The sequence below is a fragment of the Pedobacter sp. Leaf250 genome, from assembly GCF_920984735.1.
Classification (GTDB): Bacteria; Bacteroidota; Bacteroidia; order Sphingobacteriales; family Sphingobacteriaceae; genus Pedobacter.
In genome coordinates, this window is the sequence record NZ_CAKLBU010000007.1 from 47,617 (window position 1) to 61,399 (window position 13,783).

The following is a 13,783-nucleotide window of genomic DNA, read 5'->3' on the forward strand; positions in this document are numbered from 1 at the left end:
ATCGGGAGCTGCCGCTATTGTTAGGTTTAAAAACAAAGTTTGGCAGCATGCAGACCTCACCATGAAATACAATTTTTGATTTCTAGCCCCGGTTGCAGCGTTACCCAACAGCGAGGAATCATGACGAGCGAAGTGTAAAAGCGAAAAACGGGAAGTCGCTTAAATTTGTAAGCAGGCCTTGCCCTACAAATTCTCTCAGTTTTTTTCAATTAAACACACTGCGTAGGCTACAACACCTTCTTCCCTTCCAACAAAACCCATCGTTTCGTTAGTAGTGGCCTTGATGGAAATTTCCTCTGTGCTAATTCCAATTGCACTGGCAATGTTTTCTTGCATTGCTGGAATATGAGGATTAATTTTTGGCGCTTCCAAACAAAGCATGGCATCAATGTTTCCAACTTGCCAACCTTTATCGGCTAATAATTTTACCGTTTCTTTAAGCAAAATAATACTGCTAATCCCTTTCCAGCGATCGTCGGTATTTTTGAAGTGGAAACCAATATCACGCAAATTTGCCGCTCCGAGTAGCGCATCGCAAATGGCATGGAGCAATACGTCAGCATCCGAATGACCAAAAGCACCTTTATGATGATCTAAAGTTACGCCACCAACCACAAAAGGGTGCTGATCTTTAAGTTGATGTACATCAAAGCCAAAGCCTACTCTAATTTTCATTATGAAAGGGAATTATTTAAAACTGATAATTGTATGTTAGTGAAACGTTATTTAACGATTTTCTTATCGCCGAAGTTAAACAAAAGACCAAAACGGAGGGTATTGGCCAATGGACTTGTTTGTGCGTTTGCCAGCAAATAGGAAAAATCGATATTGAAAACGTTGTATTTTAAACCCAAACCCAAAGTGAAGTATCTGCTATCGCCTTTCATAGGACTTTGATAATTGTAACCTGCTCTTAACGCAAATTGCTGATTGTACCAATATTCCAACCCTGTAGAAATACCAACTTCTCTTAATTCTTCGCTAAAGCCACCCGGCGCATCAGAAAATGAACCAAAAATACCAGCAGGAACAGACCGGTTTGGATCTTTACCGCTGATAATGTTGTTGTTCGAATCGTAAATGGGTTGTGTGGGTACCAATAATTTATTAAAATCAAGCGCAAAGGTAAAGGTGCTGTAATCATCAACAACAATTGTAGAGGCGCCACCTAATTTGAAATTGGTTGGTAAGAAAAAATTTTCTCCCCCATCCGAATAACTCATTTTAGTACCAATGTTTGATATGTTGGCGCCAGCCGATACTATGGCTTGCTTGCCGAACATTGTGGTGGCGGTTTTATACAATCCTGAAACATCAACAGCCACAGATTTACCGCCGCGTACCTGACCAGATGATGATAGTTGGCCAGATGCTAAATTTGAATAAATATATCTTAATGATGAACCAAGTGAAAATTCTTCTCCAAAACTTCTGGCAAATGAAACATCAAATGCCAATTCATTGGGGTTTGCTATGCCTAAATCTCTTTGATTAACATCTGTTAATTGAATAGAACCTAATGAAAAATATCTTAGTGAAGCCCCAATCGTATTTCGATCATCAAGTTTATAAAATCCGCTTAAATAGGCCAGGTTAATATCGGGTACTAAGCTTTTTAACCAAGGACTATAAGAAACTGAAAATCCGTAAGGTTTATCAATGAAAGCCAATTTTGAGGCATTTATACTGGCAGAATTTACATCACCGGCAACGGCAACACCTGCATCGCCCATGGCACCTGAACGGGCATCAGGCGTGATTAATAAAAAAGGAACAGCTGTTACAATGTTATTGGATTCGCTACCGTTGGTTTGAGTTGTACCTATAGCCACTTGCGCATTTGTTTTACCAAATACCAAGGCCAAAGAGAGTGCAGAAAAAGCAAGTTTACTGATGTACTTGAAATTCATCCTTTAAAGGTACGTAATTTTAGATCTTCGGGATATTGTTATACTGGAGATTACCCTGATAACGCAAAACCGAAAATTATATTTTACCAAATTACGAAATATGTGATTATTTACTAATTTAACCTACGAATTTTACAGTTTGATGAAACCGTAAAAACCGTAACTAATAACTAATAAGCACTTACAGCTTTAAGATTTTATTCATTATTTTTCATTTTAAAAAGGCTATTCTATATATCGGCAATTGCATCATTAATTTTCGGTTGCTTTTACTTTTACACAAACAGCTTTTGCCAGTAGTTCAATTTATAATCAAGCATTTTTCATGATAATAACTGAAATAATGGCACCATTTGCTGCTATCTTTTGCTAGCAATCATCATATTAACTGCCTATAGTTCGTAAAAAATGATTCCACACAGTGATAACTTCGTTGTTACTTTGCGCTATTAAGCCTAGCACCTGTCGCTTCCTTTAATTACAGCCCAGCCTGATTTTATCTTTTATATCACAATTTCTGGGCACATTCCCAGTCAATAAATGAACTAATTTTATAACGCTTAATCATAACTAATTATCAAATAAATCGGCTAAAATTTTAAAAGACACAATACGTCATAAAATAATACGTTATGGGATAAAAATATAATCTGTATTTTATTGTCACAATATTTATATATTCACTAAAATTACTTAATTTTATCAGTTGAATCGTCATCAGGCGATCGTCCCCTGTACTATATATGAAAAAACTTATACTTTATTCTTTTACTTGTTTGTCGTTAGCGGCATTGCTAAGTGCTTGTAGCTCTAAGGGAGGAAACAGTTCTAGCAAAACTGGTGTTCCTTATGCAGATAGAAAAAGCAAAACAAACCAATCTGGTGCTTTTGCCGTAGCTACCCAATACAAAAGAGCACCTGGACCTGGATTAATTCCAATTGAGGGCGGTGTTTTAGTTGTAGGCGGAAGTGCAATCGAAGTTCCTGGTATCGAGCCAAATATTTACAATTATAAAAGACAGGTAACAGTGCCTTCTTTTTATATGGATGAAACTGAAGTATCGAATACTGATTGGCTGGAATACTTACATTGGATTAGATATAACTTCCCTGAGGACCAAGAGTTTTATTACAATGAACTACCCGATACTTTGGTTTGGCGTAGCGCATTATCATACAATGAGCCTTACGTAGACAATTATTTACGTCACCCGGCTTACCGCGATTACCCTGTTGTAGGCGTATCATGGGAGCAGGCTTCCCGCTACTGTCAGTGGAGAACGTCACGTGCCAACGAATTTATTTTACGTGAAAAAGGTATCTTAACAGATTATAAAACGTTAGCCGGTGGAAATACCGGTAAAAACGGCGCTACTACTGCGGCTGCAACTCCCAGACCAGATAAACCTTTCAATACTGACGCTTATATCAATGGCCAATATCAGGATATTGGTAAATCTGCACCAATTGACTATAATACTAAAGCTGGGGCGGCTACAGGAACTGCTGGCGCTACTGCAGGTGGCAAAGGAAATACTCAGCCAAGAAGAACAGCAACATTGGAAGATGGTGTAATTATGCAACCATATCGTTTACCAACTGAAGCAGAATGGGAATATGCTGCATTGGGCCTAATTGGCAATACTGAATACGAAAATATCAATCAAAATAAGATATATCCTTGGAATGGCTTAGGCGTTAGTTCTGCTGCTAAAAAAACACGCGGTATGATCCAGGCCAACTTTAAGAGAGCTCCTGGTGACTATATGGGTGTTGGTGGTTCATTAAATGATAAAGGTGATTTAACCGTTCCGGTAATTCAATATACTCCGAATGATTTCGGATTGTACAACATGGCTGGTAATGTAAACGAATGGGTTAATGACGTTTACAGAACAGGAACATTTACCGATGCCGATGCCTTTAATCCTTACCGTGGTAACTACTTCGAAAACAAGAAGCTGGATAACGCACAAACTGGAAAAATTGCATTAGATAAATATGGCAACCCCATTAAAGAAAATGCTTATTCAGGAAGAAAACAAACCTGGGCTGAAAAACAGGCACAGGCAAAACGTGTAGATTCTATTTCAAAATCAACTGATCCGCAAAGTGCTACAGCAGCTACAACTTATCAAGCCGATCAGAGAGGTTATAGAGATAAGCAAAATCTTCTTCTAAATGAAGAAGGTGTTACTTTGATTAATGATAAATCAAGAGTATATAAAGGCGGTTCATGGAATGACATGGCTTATTGGTTAAACCCAGCGACCAGACGTTTCTTATCACAGGATGAATCATCAGCTGAAATAGGTTTCCGTTGCGCTATGACAATGTTAGGCGCACCAGAAATTAGTACATCAGGAAAAAGAAGTTTTAAAACACCTCCTCCAAGACCATATAGAGTAAGTAGAGGTAAATAACTAAAAAGTCCCAACTCGAAAGAATTGGGACTTTTTTTGTGCTTCTAAAACTGTTTGATTATTTAAATTGAATCAGTATTTGATTCTTTTCTACTTTATCCCCTTTTTGAATCAACACCTTTTTTACGATGCCATCGGCTGAAGATTTCAAAATATTTTCCATCTTCATGGCCTCCAATATCAAAAGATTATCTCCTTTTTTAATTTCCGCATTTTCTGCTACCAAAACATTTAAAACTAAACCTGGCATTGGTGCTTTTATCTCCGAAATTTTATTTGAAGCGAGATTATCCATCCCCATCTGTTTTAGTAACTGATCAAATTGATCCTCCACTTTAACCTGATAAATTACACCATTAACTTTTATAGAACAGGTTTTTTCAGCACCATCAAACGATACCACTTCGGCATTATACGATTTATTTTGATAAAGCACGTGCGAAGAATTGTTGTTTGAATTTATTGAATCCAAAGCCAGTTCCTCTCCATTCAGTTTAAGCACATTATGGTTAATTTCAATATCAAATTGAAACTGATCATTAACTTTTACCTTATACATATTGTTATTGCGTTAAAGCGTATTGAACTAAATTAGCGCCCATTTTAAGCGCTTTGTTACGAGTATCTTGAGTATCTTCGGGATAAGTGCCAAAATCTTCCCAACCATTGCCTAAATCGCACTCAAAAGTATAATAACAAACCACTCTACCTTTATATATCAACGCAAATCCCTGTGGTCGTTTATTATCGTGTTCGTGAATTTTTGGCAAACCACCAGGAAACTTAAACTTTTGATTGTAAATGGCGTGATGGGATGGCAGTTCCACAAAATTTAGTTCTGGAAAAACCTTTTTCATTTGAGGCCTGATAAATTTATCCAAACCATAATTATCATCAATATGCAGAAAACCGCCGTTACTTAAATACTGCCTTAGGTTTTTAATCTCCTGATCATTTAAAACTACATTACCATGCCCTGTCATGTAGACAAATGGATAGTTGAATAGTTCTTTTGAGCCAACCTCTACTATGCTTTCTTCGGGATAAAAATTTGTTTTCAAATTGGAATTGCAGAATGCAATCAAGTTAGGCAATGCTGTTCTATCAGCATACCAATCTCCACCACCGCTGTATTTCAATTTTCCCATTCGATAAGATGGAACGGTAAATGAGACAAGAATAAAGAATAAGGAGCAAGGAATAAAGACAAACGCTTGTATAACTAATCGTTTTAACAATAATAAACCAAGACCTAAAACTTTTAACTTATAACTTTCAACTCTTTTCATCGGTTAAGATAATTGATTTCAAAACAAACAGATAATGCTGCAGTTTCGGTGCGCAATCTGTTATCTCCTAAAGTTAATGGTTTAAAGCCTTTATTCAAAGCTAAATCAACTTCTTCAGGGGTGAAATCTCCTTCAGGGCCAATAAGGACAAGATATTTTTGATGAGGTATTATTAAGTCTGAGATATATTTTTTGTCGCCATTATCGATGCAATGCGCAATTAATTGATCTCCTTGAAAGGGAGTTTTTAAAAATGAATCGAAAGAAATTGCATCGTTTAATTTTGGATGATAAGCTTTTATGGATTGCTTTACAGCAGATGTTATTACTTTGTTTAGCCGATCTTCCTTCACCACTCTCCGTTCAGATCGATCGGTGATGATTGGTGTAATTTCATCAATTCCAAGCTCTGTTGCCTTTTCCAGAAACCATTCTATACGATCGATGTTTTTGGTTGGCGCAACAGCAATATGTAGATAATGATTTCTTTTATGAAATGCTGTTACTACGTTTAGGATTTTTAAACTAACCTTTTTAGGATTATCAGAAGTGATTTCGGCTGTGTAAAAACCACCTTTACCATCAACCAAATTAACTACTGCGCCAATTGATAATCTTAATACCCTAACACAATGTTTGCTTTCCTCTTCATTAAGTGTGTAGGTATTTTGGTCAATATCTGGCGTATAGAAAATATGCATTGTTGAAATTAGTGATTATCAACCTGATCTTCTTTATTCAATACCAATTCCAATTTTATGGTTTCGATGTTTTGTTCGGTTTTCTTTAAGATGGTAAACAGGTAACCATAAGACTCATTACTTTCGCCCACTTCTGGAATCCTTTCAAAGACGTGAGACACCAAACCACCAACAGTATCAAAGTCTTCGTCTTCTGGTAAATCGTGAGGTAAATGTTCGTTTACATCATAAACCGTTGCAAAAGCATTCACAATAAATTCGTTATCAGATACTTTTTCAACTAAAGGTTTTTCTTCATCGTACTCATCTTGAATTTCGCCAACAAGTTCTTCAACAATATCCTCAAGGGTAACCATACCAGCCGTACCGCCAAACTCATCCAAAACGATAGAAATCTGAATGCGGTTGCTTTGTAGCTCGCTCATTAAATCGTTAATTTTTTTGGTTTCTGTAACGAAATAAGGTTTACGAATGATATCGTTCAATGTCCAATGCTGGTTGCCTGAAGCCACTAATGGCAAGATGTCTTTCGCGTGAATGATACCAACGATTTTATCCATTATCTCATCATAAACAGGCAAACGAGAATACCCTTCAGCAATAATTTTATTAATAACTTCTTCTTTTGATGAAGATAGTTCGATACCCGAAATTTTAGTACGAGGCACCATAATGTTTTTTACAACACGCTCATTAAAATCGAAAACGTTTTTAATTAATTCATGCTCGTTATTATCTAAAGCCCCACTTTCCTTTCCTTGATCTAACAAATATTGAAGTTCTTCGGTACTGTGCAAAGATTCATGACCTGCGGAGGTATCAATCCCAAAAGGCTTGAGAATAATCGCTGCAAGGCTGTTCAATGTCCAAATAAATGGTTTGAAAACCACATAAAAAATTTGAAGTGGCACTGAAACGAATAAGGTAGTAGCTACTGGTCTTTGAATAGCAAATGATTTAGGAGCCAACTCACCAAATACAATATGCATTACTGTAATCAATGAAAAGGCTACTATTGTTGATGCGGTATGAATAGTTGCATCGCTAAAACCCCATTCCAAGCTATCAAAAAGATTTTTGAAAATTGTATGCATAACGCCTTCACCAACCCAACCTAAGCCAAGTGATGCAAGCGTTATACCTAGCTGTGTGGCGGCTAAATAACCATCCAGATTATGGATGATGGTTTTAGCCATTTTACCAACCCGGCTACCTGTTTTTGCTTTGATTTCAATTTGAGAGGCACGAACTTTTACGATGGCAAATTCTGCAGCAACAAAAAATCCATTTAGTAATACCAGAAATAATGCTAGAAATAATCTCCAGCCCACAGATGTGGTATCCGGTTCTTCTAAAGCAACCAAAATAAAATTGGTGGGCAATATTGTACTAATCTCAATATTTAAAAACAAGCAGGCCGTGGGTAAATCCATTATGCTAATTCTTTAAATGTTGTATTGTAAAGCTCTATACTTTCTTTAATTACTTTGTGCGCATAACGAACACCTAATAAATGTTCGATAGTTACATTTTTCTCTTCTAATGCTTTATAATCTTGAAAGAAACGAACAATTTCCTTCATTTGGTGTGGAGGTAATTCATCCAAATCATTGATGTAGTTAACCGACATATCATGTGCTGCAACAGCAATAATTTTATCGTCTTGTTCACCATTATCAACCATGTGCATTACACCCACAACTTTAGCTTCGATTAACGTCATTGGGAAAACATCAACTGAACAAAGCACTAAAATATCTAATGGATCTTTATCATCGCAATAAGTTTGCGGAATAAAACCATAATTTGCCGGGTACATTACTGATGAAAAAAGAACCCTGTCTAACTTAATTAGTCCCGATTCTTTATCTATTTCATATTTGGCTTTCGAGCCTTTAGGAATTTCAATGATTGCGTTTACAATTTCTGGAACGTTTTTACCAGGAGATACGCTATGCCATGCGTGATGATCGTCTTTTGCCATTTTTTAATTTAAATCTTTTTTTTCCCCTTCGGGACTTTTCACTTTTCTTTTTACAAAGGTAATCAATAAAGGGATAGTTGTGATAGTGATAAACCCAATAATAATATATAATAGATAATGGTTTATTTCCTTTTCAAATCTTTTGCCTAAAAAATATCCCAAAAGCGTTAATGAACAAATCCAAAGTATTGCACCTACAACATTATAAAATGCAAATCGTTTGAAATCTAATTTAACAACGCCTGCAAAAATTGGCGCAAATGTTCTAACAATAGGTACAAAACGGCCCATGATTAAAGCAAAGGCACCTTGCTTATTGTAATATTCTTCTGCCGCCTTCAAATATTTCTTTTTAAAAAAGAATGTATCCTTTCTTGTATAGAGCAAAGGACCTGTTCTTCTTCCAAACCAATAGCCAGTAAAATTACCGGAGATGGCTGCAACACATAACCCAGCTAATAAAACCGCAATATTTACATCTAATTTTCCTGTTGCAACGAACATTCCTGCCAGGAATAACAAATAATCTCCAGGAAGGAAGAAACCAAAGAATAGGCCTGTTTCGGCAAATATGACAAATACGACTAGATAGAAACCGCCCTCCCTCAATAATTTTTCGGGGTCAATCAAATGCTGTAGGTGGTTCCAGAAATCCTGCATATTTCAATTATTTGTAAAACTACAAATAATTATCTAACAGTGCATATCTATATTAGGTTTAAAATTATTGTAGGATAAATACCCAAAATTATTGTTATTGCCACTGAAACAGCCAAAACAACTTTGTATTGCACAGGAGTAGAAAGTTCTGTTTCTGCACCATCTCTAAACCATACTGCAACAATAACCTTAAAGTAATAGTAGAAACCTACTAAAGCATTTAAAATTGCGAAAGCAACCAATAACATTTTGTATTCGCCCATTACGTTTAGAAACATAAGGTACTTGCCTATGAATCCAGCAGTTAAAGGAATACCAGCTAGAGATAACATCGCAACCGTTAAAGATAATGCTACCAATGGATTTTTCTTTCCAAGTCCATTAAAGCTTTCAAAGCTGTCGCTTCCGGTTTTTTGTTTTACCAAAATTAATACCGCAAAAGCGATGATTGATGCAAAAGTATAAGCAGCAGCATATACTAATACACTATTTTGAGAGTTGGCTCCAATTACTACCAAAGAGAACAATAAATATCCAGCATGAGAGATACTCGAATAAGCCAACATACGCTTGAAATTCTTTTGGAACAAAGCCGTAACGTTACCAATAAATAAGGTTAAGCAAACGATAACAATTAAAGGCGCAACCCAAAAATCGTGAAGTGGTGCAAAAGCATCCGCAAATAATCTTAAAAAAGCAGCAAAACCAGCTGTTTTTACCACAGTACTCATGAAAGTAGTAATTAAAGTTGGCGAACCCTCATATACATCTGGTGTCCAGAAGTGAAAAGGCGCAGCACCAACTTTAAAGCATAAGCCAATCATCATCAGGATTAACCCCGGATAAAAGATTGGTGAGATTGCTTTGCTGTTATCTACTAAATAGGCTTGAATTTTATCTAAATCGAATGAACCAGAAGCACCGTAAATTAAGGTGATCCCGAACAATAAGAAACCAGTTGAAAAAGCACCCATCAAGAAATATTTTAATGAGGCCTCGTTTGATGCGAAATCCTTTTTACGGATACCTGCAAGGATATATAAACTCACAGACATAATTTCCAATCCAACAAACAACATCGCCATGTTTTTATACGACACCATCATAACCATTCCCGCAAGGGCAAAAAGAATTAAGGTGTAATATTCGGCTATGTTATCACTTTTTGAGTGGAAATAGTTTTGTGTTAAAAGAAAAATCAAAAGTGTGCCAATAATACAAACACCTGAAAATGCAAGTGCAAAGTTATCTGTTTGCATCATTCCGAAATGAACAGCATTGCCATTCCATGCGGAAACAGTAAAGCCTAAGGCAGTAAGCAAGCCAACAACAGTAAGCGGCAATAATGCTTTCTTAGCTTTAAACAAACCTGCATAAAGTACAATAAAAGCGGTTATACTAATGGTTATTATAATATTCATTGCTTATTTTACTGTTAATTTTTGATTTACCTGTTCTAATAAATGTTGTACAGATGCCTCTGTTAAGTGCAATAATGGTTTAGGATAAACACCCAAAATGATAATTAAAGCACAAATGATATATAGTACCAATTTTTCAGTTCCGTGAATGTCGGTGAAAGTAATTGTTAATTCGTTTGTTTTTCCTAGCATTACATTTTGGTACATGCGCAACATGTAAACTGCTCCGAAAATGATGGTTAATCCTGCAATTGCTGCTGCCCAAATTCCATAATTGTAAACGCCCATTAATAACAAGAACTCTCCAATAAAACCATTCGTTCCTGGCAAAGCTACTGTACCTAAAACAATGATCAAGAAAACAATTGCCAGCTGTGGTGCGGCTTTAGCAATACCACCCAATTCTTGAATTTTATTGGTTTTGGTACGAGAAAATATGATATCTAAAACGAAGAATAAACCAACTACGTTTATACCGTGACTTAACATTTGCACCATTGCTCCTTGCATACCTTGTTGATTTAAGGCAAAAATACCTGCCGAGATTAATCCAACGTGAGCAATAGATGAATAAGCGACTAAACGTTTGGCATCTTTCTGCGTGAAAGCAATTAATGATGCATAAACTATTCCAATGATGGATAGAACCATTGCCAAGCATGACCAATCCTGAACGCCTGTTGGTACAATTGGCAGCAACCATCTGATTACGCCGTAAATACCCATTTTCAACATGATACCTGATAACAACATCGTTCCCTGAGTTGGTGCTGCTGTATAAGTATCTGGTTGCCAGGTATGGAAAGGGAAAATCGGCATCTTAATAGCGAAAGCGATAAAAAAGGCCCAGAAAATCCAGCCTTGTTGTTCGCTATCTAAATTTAAAGCGTAGAATGCCTGAATATCGAAATTTTGAGCAGGGTTTTGTAAGTATAGGTAAATTATCCCCATCAACATAAACAATGATCCTGCAATCGTATAAACGAAAAATTTCATGTTAATGCGAACCCGGTCTTTTCCACCCCAGAAAGCACAGATGAAATAAATTGGAATCAAAGCAGCTTCCCATCCAATGTAGAATAAGAAAGCATCCATTGCAGTAAAAACCAATAACAAGCCCGTTTGCATGAACAAAATCAATGCATAAAAAGCTGCCGGGTTTTTATAATCGTGTCGGTAACTTGATAAAATGATAATCGGGATCAACAAATTGGTAAGCAATACAACCAACATGCTAATACCATCGATACCTGCATGAAAGCGAATGCCTAAATCAGCAATCCAAGGTAAGTTAGCCTCGAACTGTGTACTTGCATTCGGAATGAAGTTACAAGCAATAAACAAAGCCAGGCCTAAGGAAGCAACCGAAATTACGGTCGAAACTATTTTTGCCGACTTACCTGAAAATGCTGTAATGATAGCACCAACAAGTGGAAGAAATATAAGTAGTAAAAGTTGTTCCATTATTTATTTTTGAACCCTTTTTATATGTAATAAAATGTATAAGCAAGCAATGCGATGATACCGAATACCATCATAAATATGTAGAAACCCACGTTCCCACTTTGTAATAAACGTACGCCTTTACTTGCCTCGTTTGTACTCCAACCTAATCCATTTACAATTCCATCAATGAATTTTGTATCGATAATTCTGTAGAAAAATCTTGAAAAAGCATCTAAAGGTTTTGTAATGATGAAATCGTAAATCTCATCTAAATAGAATTTATTGTATGATAATTTTGCCAGTGCTGAACGCGGCGCCTCATCAGCAACAGGAACGCGTGCACCTTTAACGTATCTTGTATAAGCGTAAAGTAGGGCTATGATAGCAGCTACAACCGAAACGCCCATTAAGGTAAATTCCGTTGAGTGACTTAATTCTAATTCGTGTTGAGCAACACCTGCTCCTGTTAACCAGTGCGCTAACCATTCGTTTCCTCCAAAAACATGAGGAATATTAATGGCTCCACCAATTGCAGCTAAAATTGCCAAAATGATTAATGGAATCGTCATTGCTTTTGGCGATTCGTGTACATGACTTTCTTCATGATGAGAACCTCTATATTTTCCAGAGAAAGTTAGGAACATCATTCTAAACATATAAAATGAAGTTAAGAATGCCGTTAATACCCCAACGCCCCAAAGAATTGGACTGGCCTGATATGCATTTGCTAAAATTTCATCTTTAGAGAAGAATCCTGAAAATGGCGGTAAACCAGCAATTGCAATTGTACCAATCATCATGGTTAAGAAAGTGATTGGTAGTTTTTTTCTCAATCCGCCCATGTGGCGCATATCTTGTTCGTGATGCATGGCATGAATGACCGAACCTGCGCCCAAGAATAACAGTGCTTTGAAGAATGCATGAGTTAATACATGGAAAAATGAACCTGTATAAGCGCCAACGCCTAAACCTAAAAACATATACCCCAATTGAGATACCGTTGAATAAGCCAGTACTTTTTTAATATCTGTTTGAGTTAAAGCAATAATTGCAGCAACTAAAGCTGTTGTAATACCTACAATCGCAATGATATTTTGGGTAAGCGGTGCCAAATCGAATAAAACGCTCGAACGGGCAATCATATAAATACCTGCTGTTACCATTGTTGCCGCGTGAATTAACGCAGAAACAGGCGTTGGTCCGGCCATTGCATCTGGTAACCAAGTAAACAATGGCAATTGTGCCGATTTACCACAAGCACCAATAAATAAGAGCACTGTGATTAAAAACAAAGTATTTTGTCCAGGTAACATATTTGCCGCCTGTGGAAACACTTTAGCAAATTCTACACTGCCGAAAGTAGTAAAGATTAAGAATACACCTAACAAAAATCCTAAATCACCAATACGGTTCATTACGAAAGCTTTTTTAGCTGCCGAAGCATAAGAACTGTTTGTGTACCAAAACCCGATTAAAAGGTATGAACATAACCCTACACCTTCCCATCCAATAAACATCACGATGTAGTTTGAACCCAGTACTAATAATAACATGAAGAACACAAACAGATTAAGATAAGAAAAGAATTTTCCGAATCCTTCATCATCATGCATGTAGCTGGTAGAATATAAATGGATTAGGAAACCAATTCCAGTTATAATCAAAAGCATGATTGAACTCAACGGATCAACCAGAAATGAAAGCGGAATATGTAATGTTCCTGCGCTAATCCAATCGAATAAAAATACTTCGTGAGATTTTTGTGTATCGCCTTGTAAACTAAAGAAAATAACCACGCTGATGATGAAGGAAGCCAAAATAACACCACTTCCAATGATACCAACAAGTCCTTTAGATAAAGATTTTCTGCCCAGTCCATTAATTACGAACCCTAATAACGGAAGTAATGGAACTAACCAAATCAATTGTTCTATTGTCATTCTTAATAT

Annotated in this window: 12 protein-coding genes; 1 reads left to right on the plus strand and 11 read right to left on the minus strand. The window is 36.5% G+C overall.

Annotation, left to right across the window (positions count from 1 at the left end):
- Positions 1–195: 195 nt before the first annotated feature.
- A complete protein-coding gene (gene ispF / locus LUA91_RS07675) occupies positions 196–675 on the minus strand; it encodes a 2-C-methyl-D-erythritol 2,4-cyclodiphosphate synthase (protein ID WP_231425452.1) in 480 nt (159 codons plus the stop codon).
- Between the two features lie 47 nt (positions 676–722).
- Complete coding sequence (gene porV / locus LUA91_RS07680; RefSeq protein ID WP_231425453.1) at positions 723–1,910, minus strand: type IX secretion system outer membrane channel protein PorV; 1,188 nt, start codon at positions 1,908–1,910, stop codon at positions 723–725.
- Between the two features lie 743 nt (positions 1,911–2,653).
- On the opposite strand from porV, the gene LUA91_RS07685 reads away from it, so the two are divergent.
- Positions 2,654–4,333, plus strand: a complete 1,680-nt coding sequence (locus LUA91_RS07685) for an SUMF1/EgtB/PvdO family nonheme iron enzyme (RefSeq protein ID WP_231425454.1) — start codon at positions 2,654–2,656, stop codon at positions 4,331–4,333.
- 58 nt (positions 4,334–4,391) lie between these two features.
- Here LUA91_RS07685 and LUA91_RS07690 read toward each other — a convergent pair whose 3' ends face one another.
- Genes LUA91_RS07690 through nuoL form a run of 9 tightly spaced genes read right to left on the minus strand, consistent with a single transcriptional unit; the run spans position 4,392 to position 13,774 of the window.
- Positions 4,392–4,892, minus strand: coding sequence for an acetyl-CoA carboxylase biotin carboxyl carrier protein subunit (locus tag LUA91_RS07690; RefSeq protein ID WP_231425455.1), 501 nt, complete (start codon positions 4,890–4,892; stop codon positions 4,392–4,394).
- Between the two features lie 4 nt (positions 4,893–4,896).
- On the minus strand, positions 4,897–5,622 hold the full coding sequence (locus LUA91_RS07695; RefSeq protein WP_231425456.1) for a DUF4159 domain-containing protein: 726 nt from the start codon (positions 5,620–5,622) through the stop codon (positions 4,897–4,899).
- On the minus strand, positions 5,619–6,323 hold the full coding sequence (locus LUA91_RS07700) for a 16S rRNA (uracil(1498)-N(3))-methyltransferase (RefSeq protein WP_231425457.1): 705 nt from the start codon (positions 6,321–6,323) through the stop codon (positions 5,619–5,621). The genes LUA91_RS07695 and LUA91_RS07700 overlap by 4 nt, the downstream gene beginning before the upstream one ends.
- A gap of 8 nt (positions 6,324–6,331) precedes the next feature.
- Entirely contained in the window at positions 6,332–7,756 is a 1,425-nt protein-coding gene (locus LUA91_RS07705) for a hemolysin family protein (RefSeq protein ID WP_231425458.1), read from the minus strand.
- A complete protein-coding gene (locus tag LUA91_RS07710) occupies positions 7,756–8,307 on the minus strand; it encodes an inorganic diphosphatase (protein WP_231425459.1) in 552 nt (183 codons plus the stop codon). The genes LUA91_RS07705 and LUA91_RS07710 overlap by 1 nt, the downstream gene beginning before the upstream one ends.
- A gap of 3 nt (positions 8,308–8,310) precedes the next feature.
- Positions 8,311–8,967: a DedA family protein gene (locus LUA91_RS07715; protein ID WP_231425460.1), complete on the minus strand. Its 657-nt coding sequence runs from the start codon at positions 8,965–8,967 to the stop codon at positions 8,311–8,313.
- A gap of 47 nt (positions 8,968–9,014) precedes the next feature.
- Positions 9,015–10,388, minus strand: a complete 1,374-nt coding sequence (locus LUA91_RS07720; protein ID WP_231425462.1) for an NADH-quinone oxidoreductase subunit N — start codon at positions 10,386–10,388, stop codon at positions 9,015–9,017.
- Between the two features lie 3 nt (positions 10,389–10,391).
- Positions 10,392–11,852 carry a NuoM family protein gene (locus tag LUA91_RS07725; RefSeq protein ID WP_231425463.1) on the minus strand — a complete coding sequence of 487 codons (1,461 nt, stop codon included), beginning with the start codon at positions 11,850–11,852 and terminating at the stop codon, positions 10,392–10,394.
- Positions 11,853–11,872: 20 nt separating this feature from the next.
- Positions 11,873–13,774 carry an NADH-quinone oxidoreductase subunit L gene (nuoL, locus tag LUA91_RS07730; protein WP_370633615.1) on the minus strand — a complete coding sequence of 634 codons (1,902 nt, stop codon included), beginning with the start codon at positions 13,772–13,774 and terminating at the stop codon, positions 11,873–11,875.
- Positions 13,775–13,783: the final 9 nt, after the last annotated feature.

Coding starts and splice junctions, on each gene's coding strand:
- ispF (WP_231425452.1), bottom strand. CDS start 675: ATGAAAATTAGAGTAGGCTTTGGCTTTGATGTACATCAACTTAAAGAT.
- porV (WP_231425453.1), bottom strand. CDS start 1,910: ATGAATTTCAAGTACATCAGTAAACTTGCTTTTTCTGCACTCTCTTTG.
- LUA91_RS07685 (WP_231425454.1), top strand. CDS start 2,654: ATGAAAAAACTTATACTTTATTCTTTTACTTGTTTGTCGTTAGCGGCA.
- LUA91_RS07690 (WP_231425455.1), bottom strand. CDS start 4,892: ATGTATAAGGTAAAAGTTAATGATCAGTTTCAATTTGATATTGAAATT.
- LUA91_RS07695 (WP_231425456.1), bottom strand. CDS start 5,622: ATGAAAAGAGTTGAAAGTTATAAGTTAAAAGTTTTAGGTCTTGGTTTA.
- LUA91_RS07700 (WP_231425457.1), bottom strand. CDS start 6,323: ATGCATATTTTCTATACGCCAGATATTGACCAAAATACCTACACACTT.
- LUA91_RS07705 (WP_231425458.1), bottom strand. CDS start 7,756: ATGGATTTACCCACGGCCTGCTTGTTTTTAAATATTGAGATTAGTACA.
- LUA91_RS07710 (WP_231425459.1), bottom strand. CDS start 8,307: ATGGCAAAAGACGATCATCACGCATGGCATAGCGTATCTCCTGGTAAA.
- LUA91_RS07715 (WP_231425460.1), bottom strand. CDS start 8,967: ATGCAGGATTTCTGGAACCACCTACAGCATTTGATTGACCCCGAAAAA.
- LUA91_RS07720 (WP_231425462.1), bottom strand. CDS start 10,388: ATGAATATTATAATAACCATTAGTATAACCGCTTTTATTGTACTTTAT.
- LUA91_RS07725 (WP_231425463.1), bottom strand. CDS start 11,852: ATGGAACAACTTTTACTACTTATATTTCTTCCACTTGTTGGTGCTATC.
- nuoL (WP_370633615.1), bottom strand. CDS start 13,774: ATGACAATAGAACAATTGATTTGGTTAGTTCCATTACTTCCGTTATTA.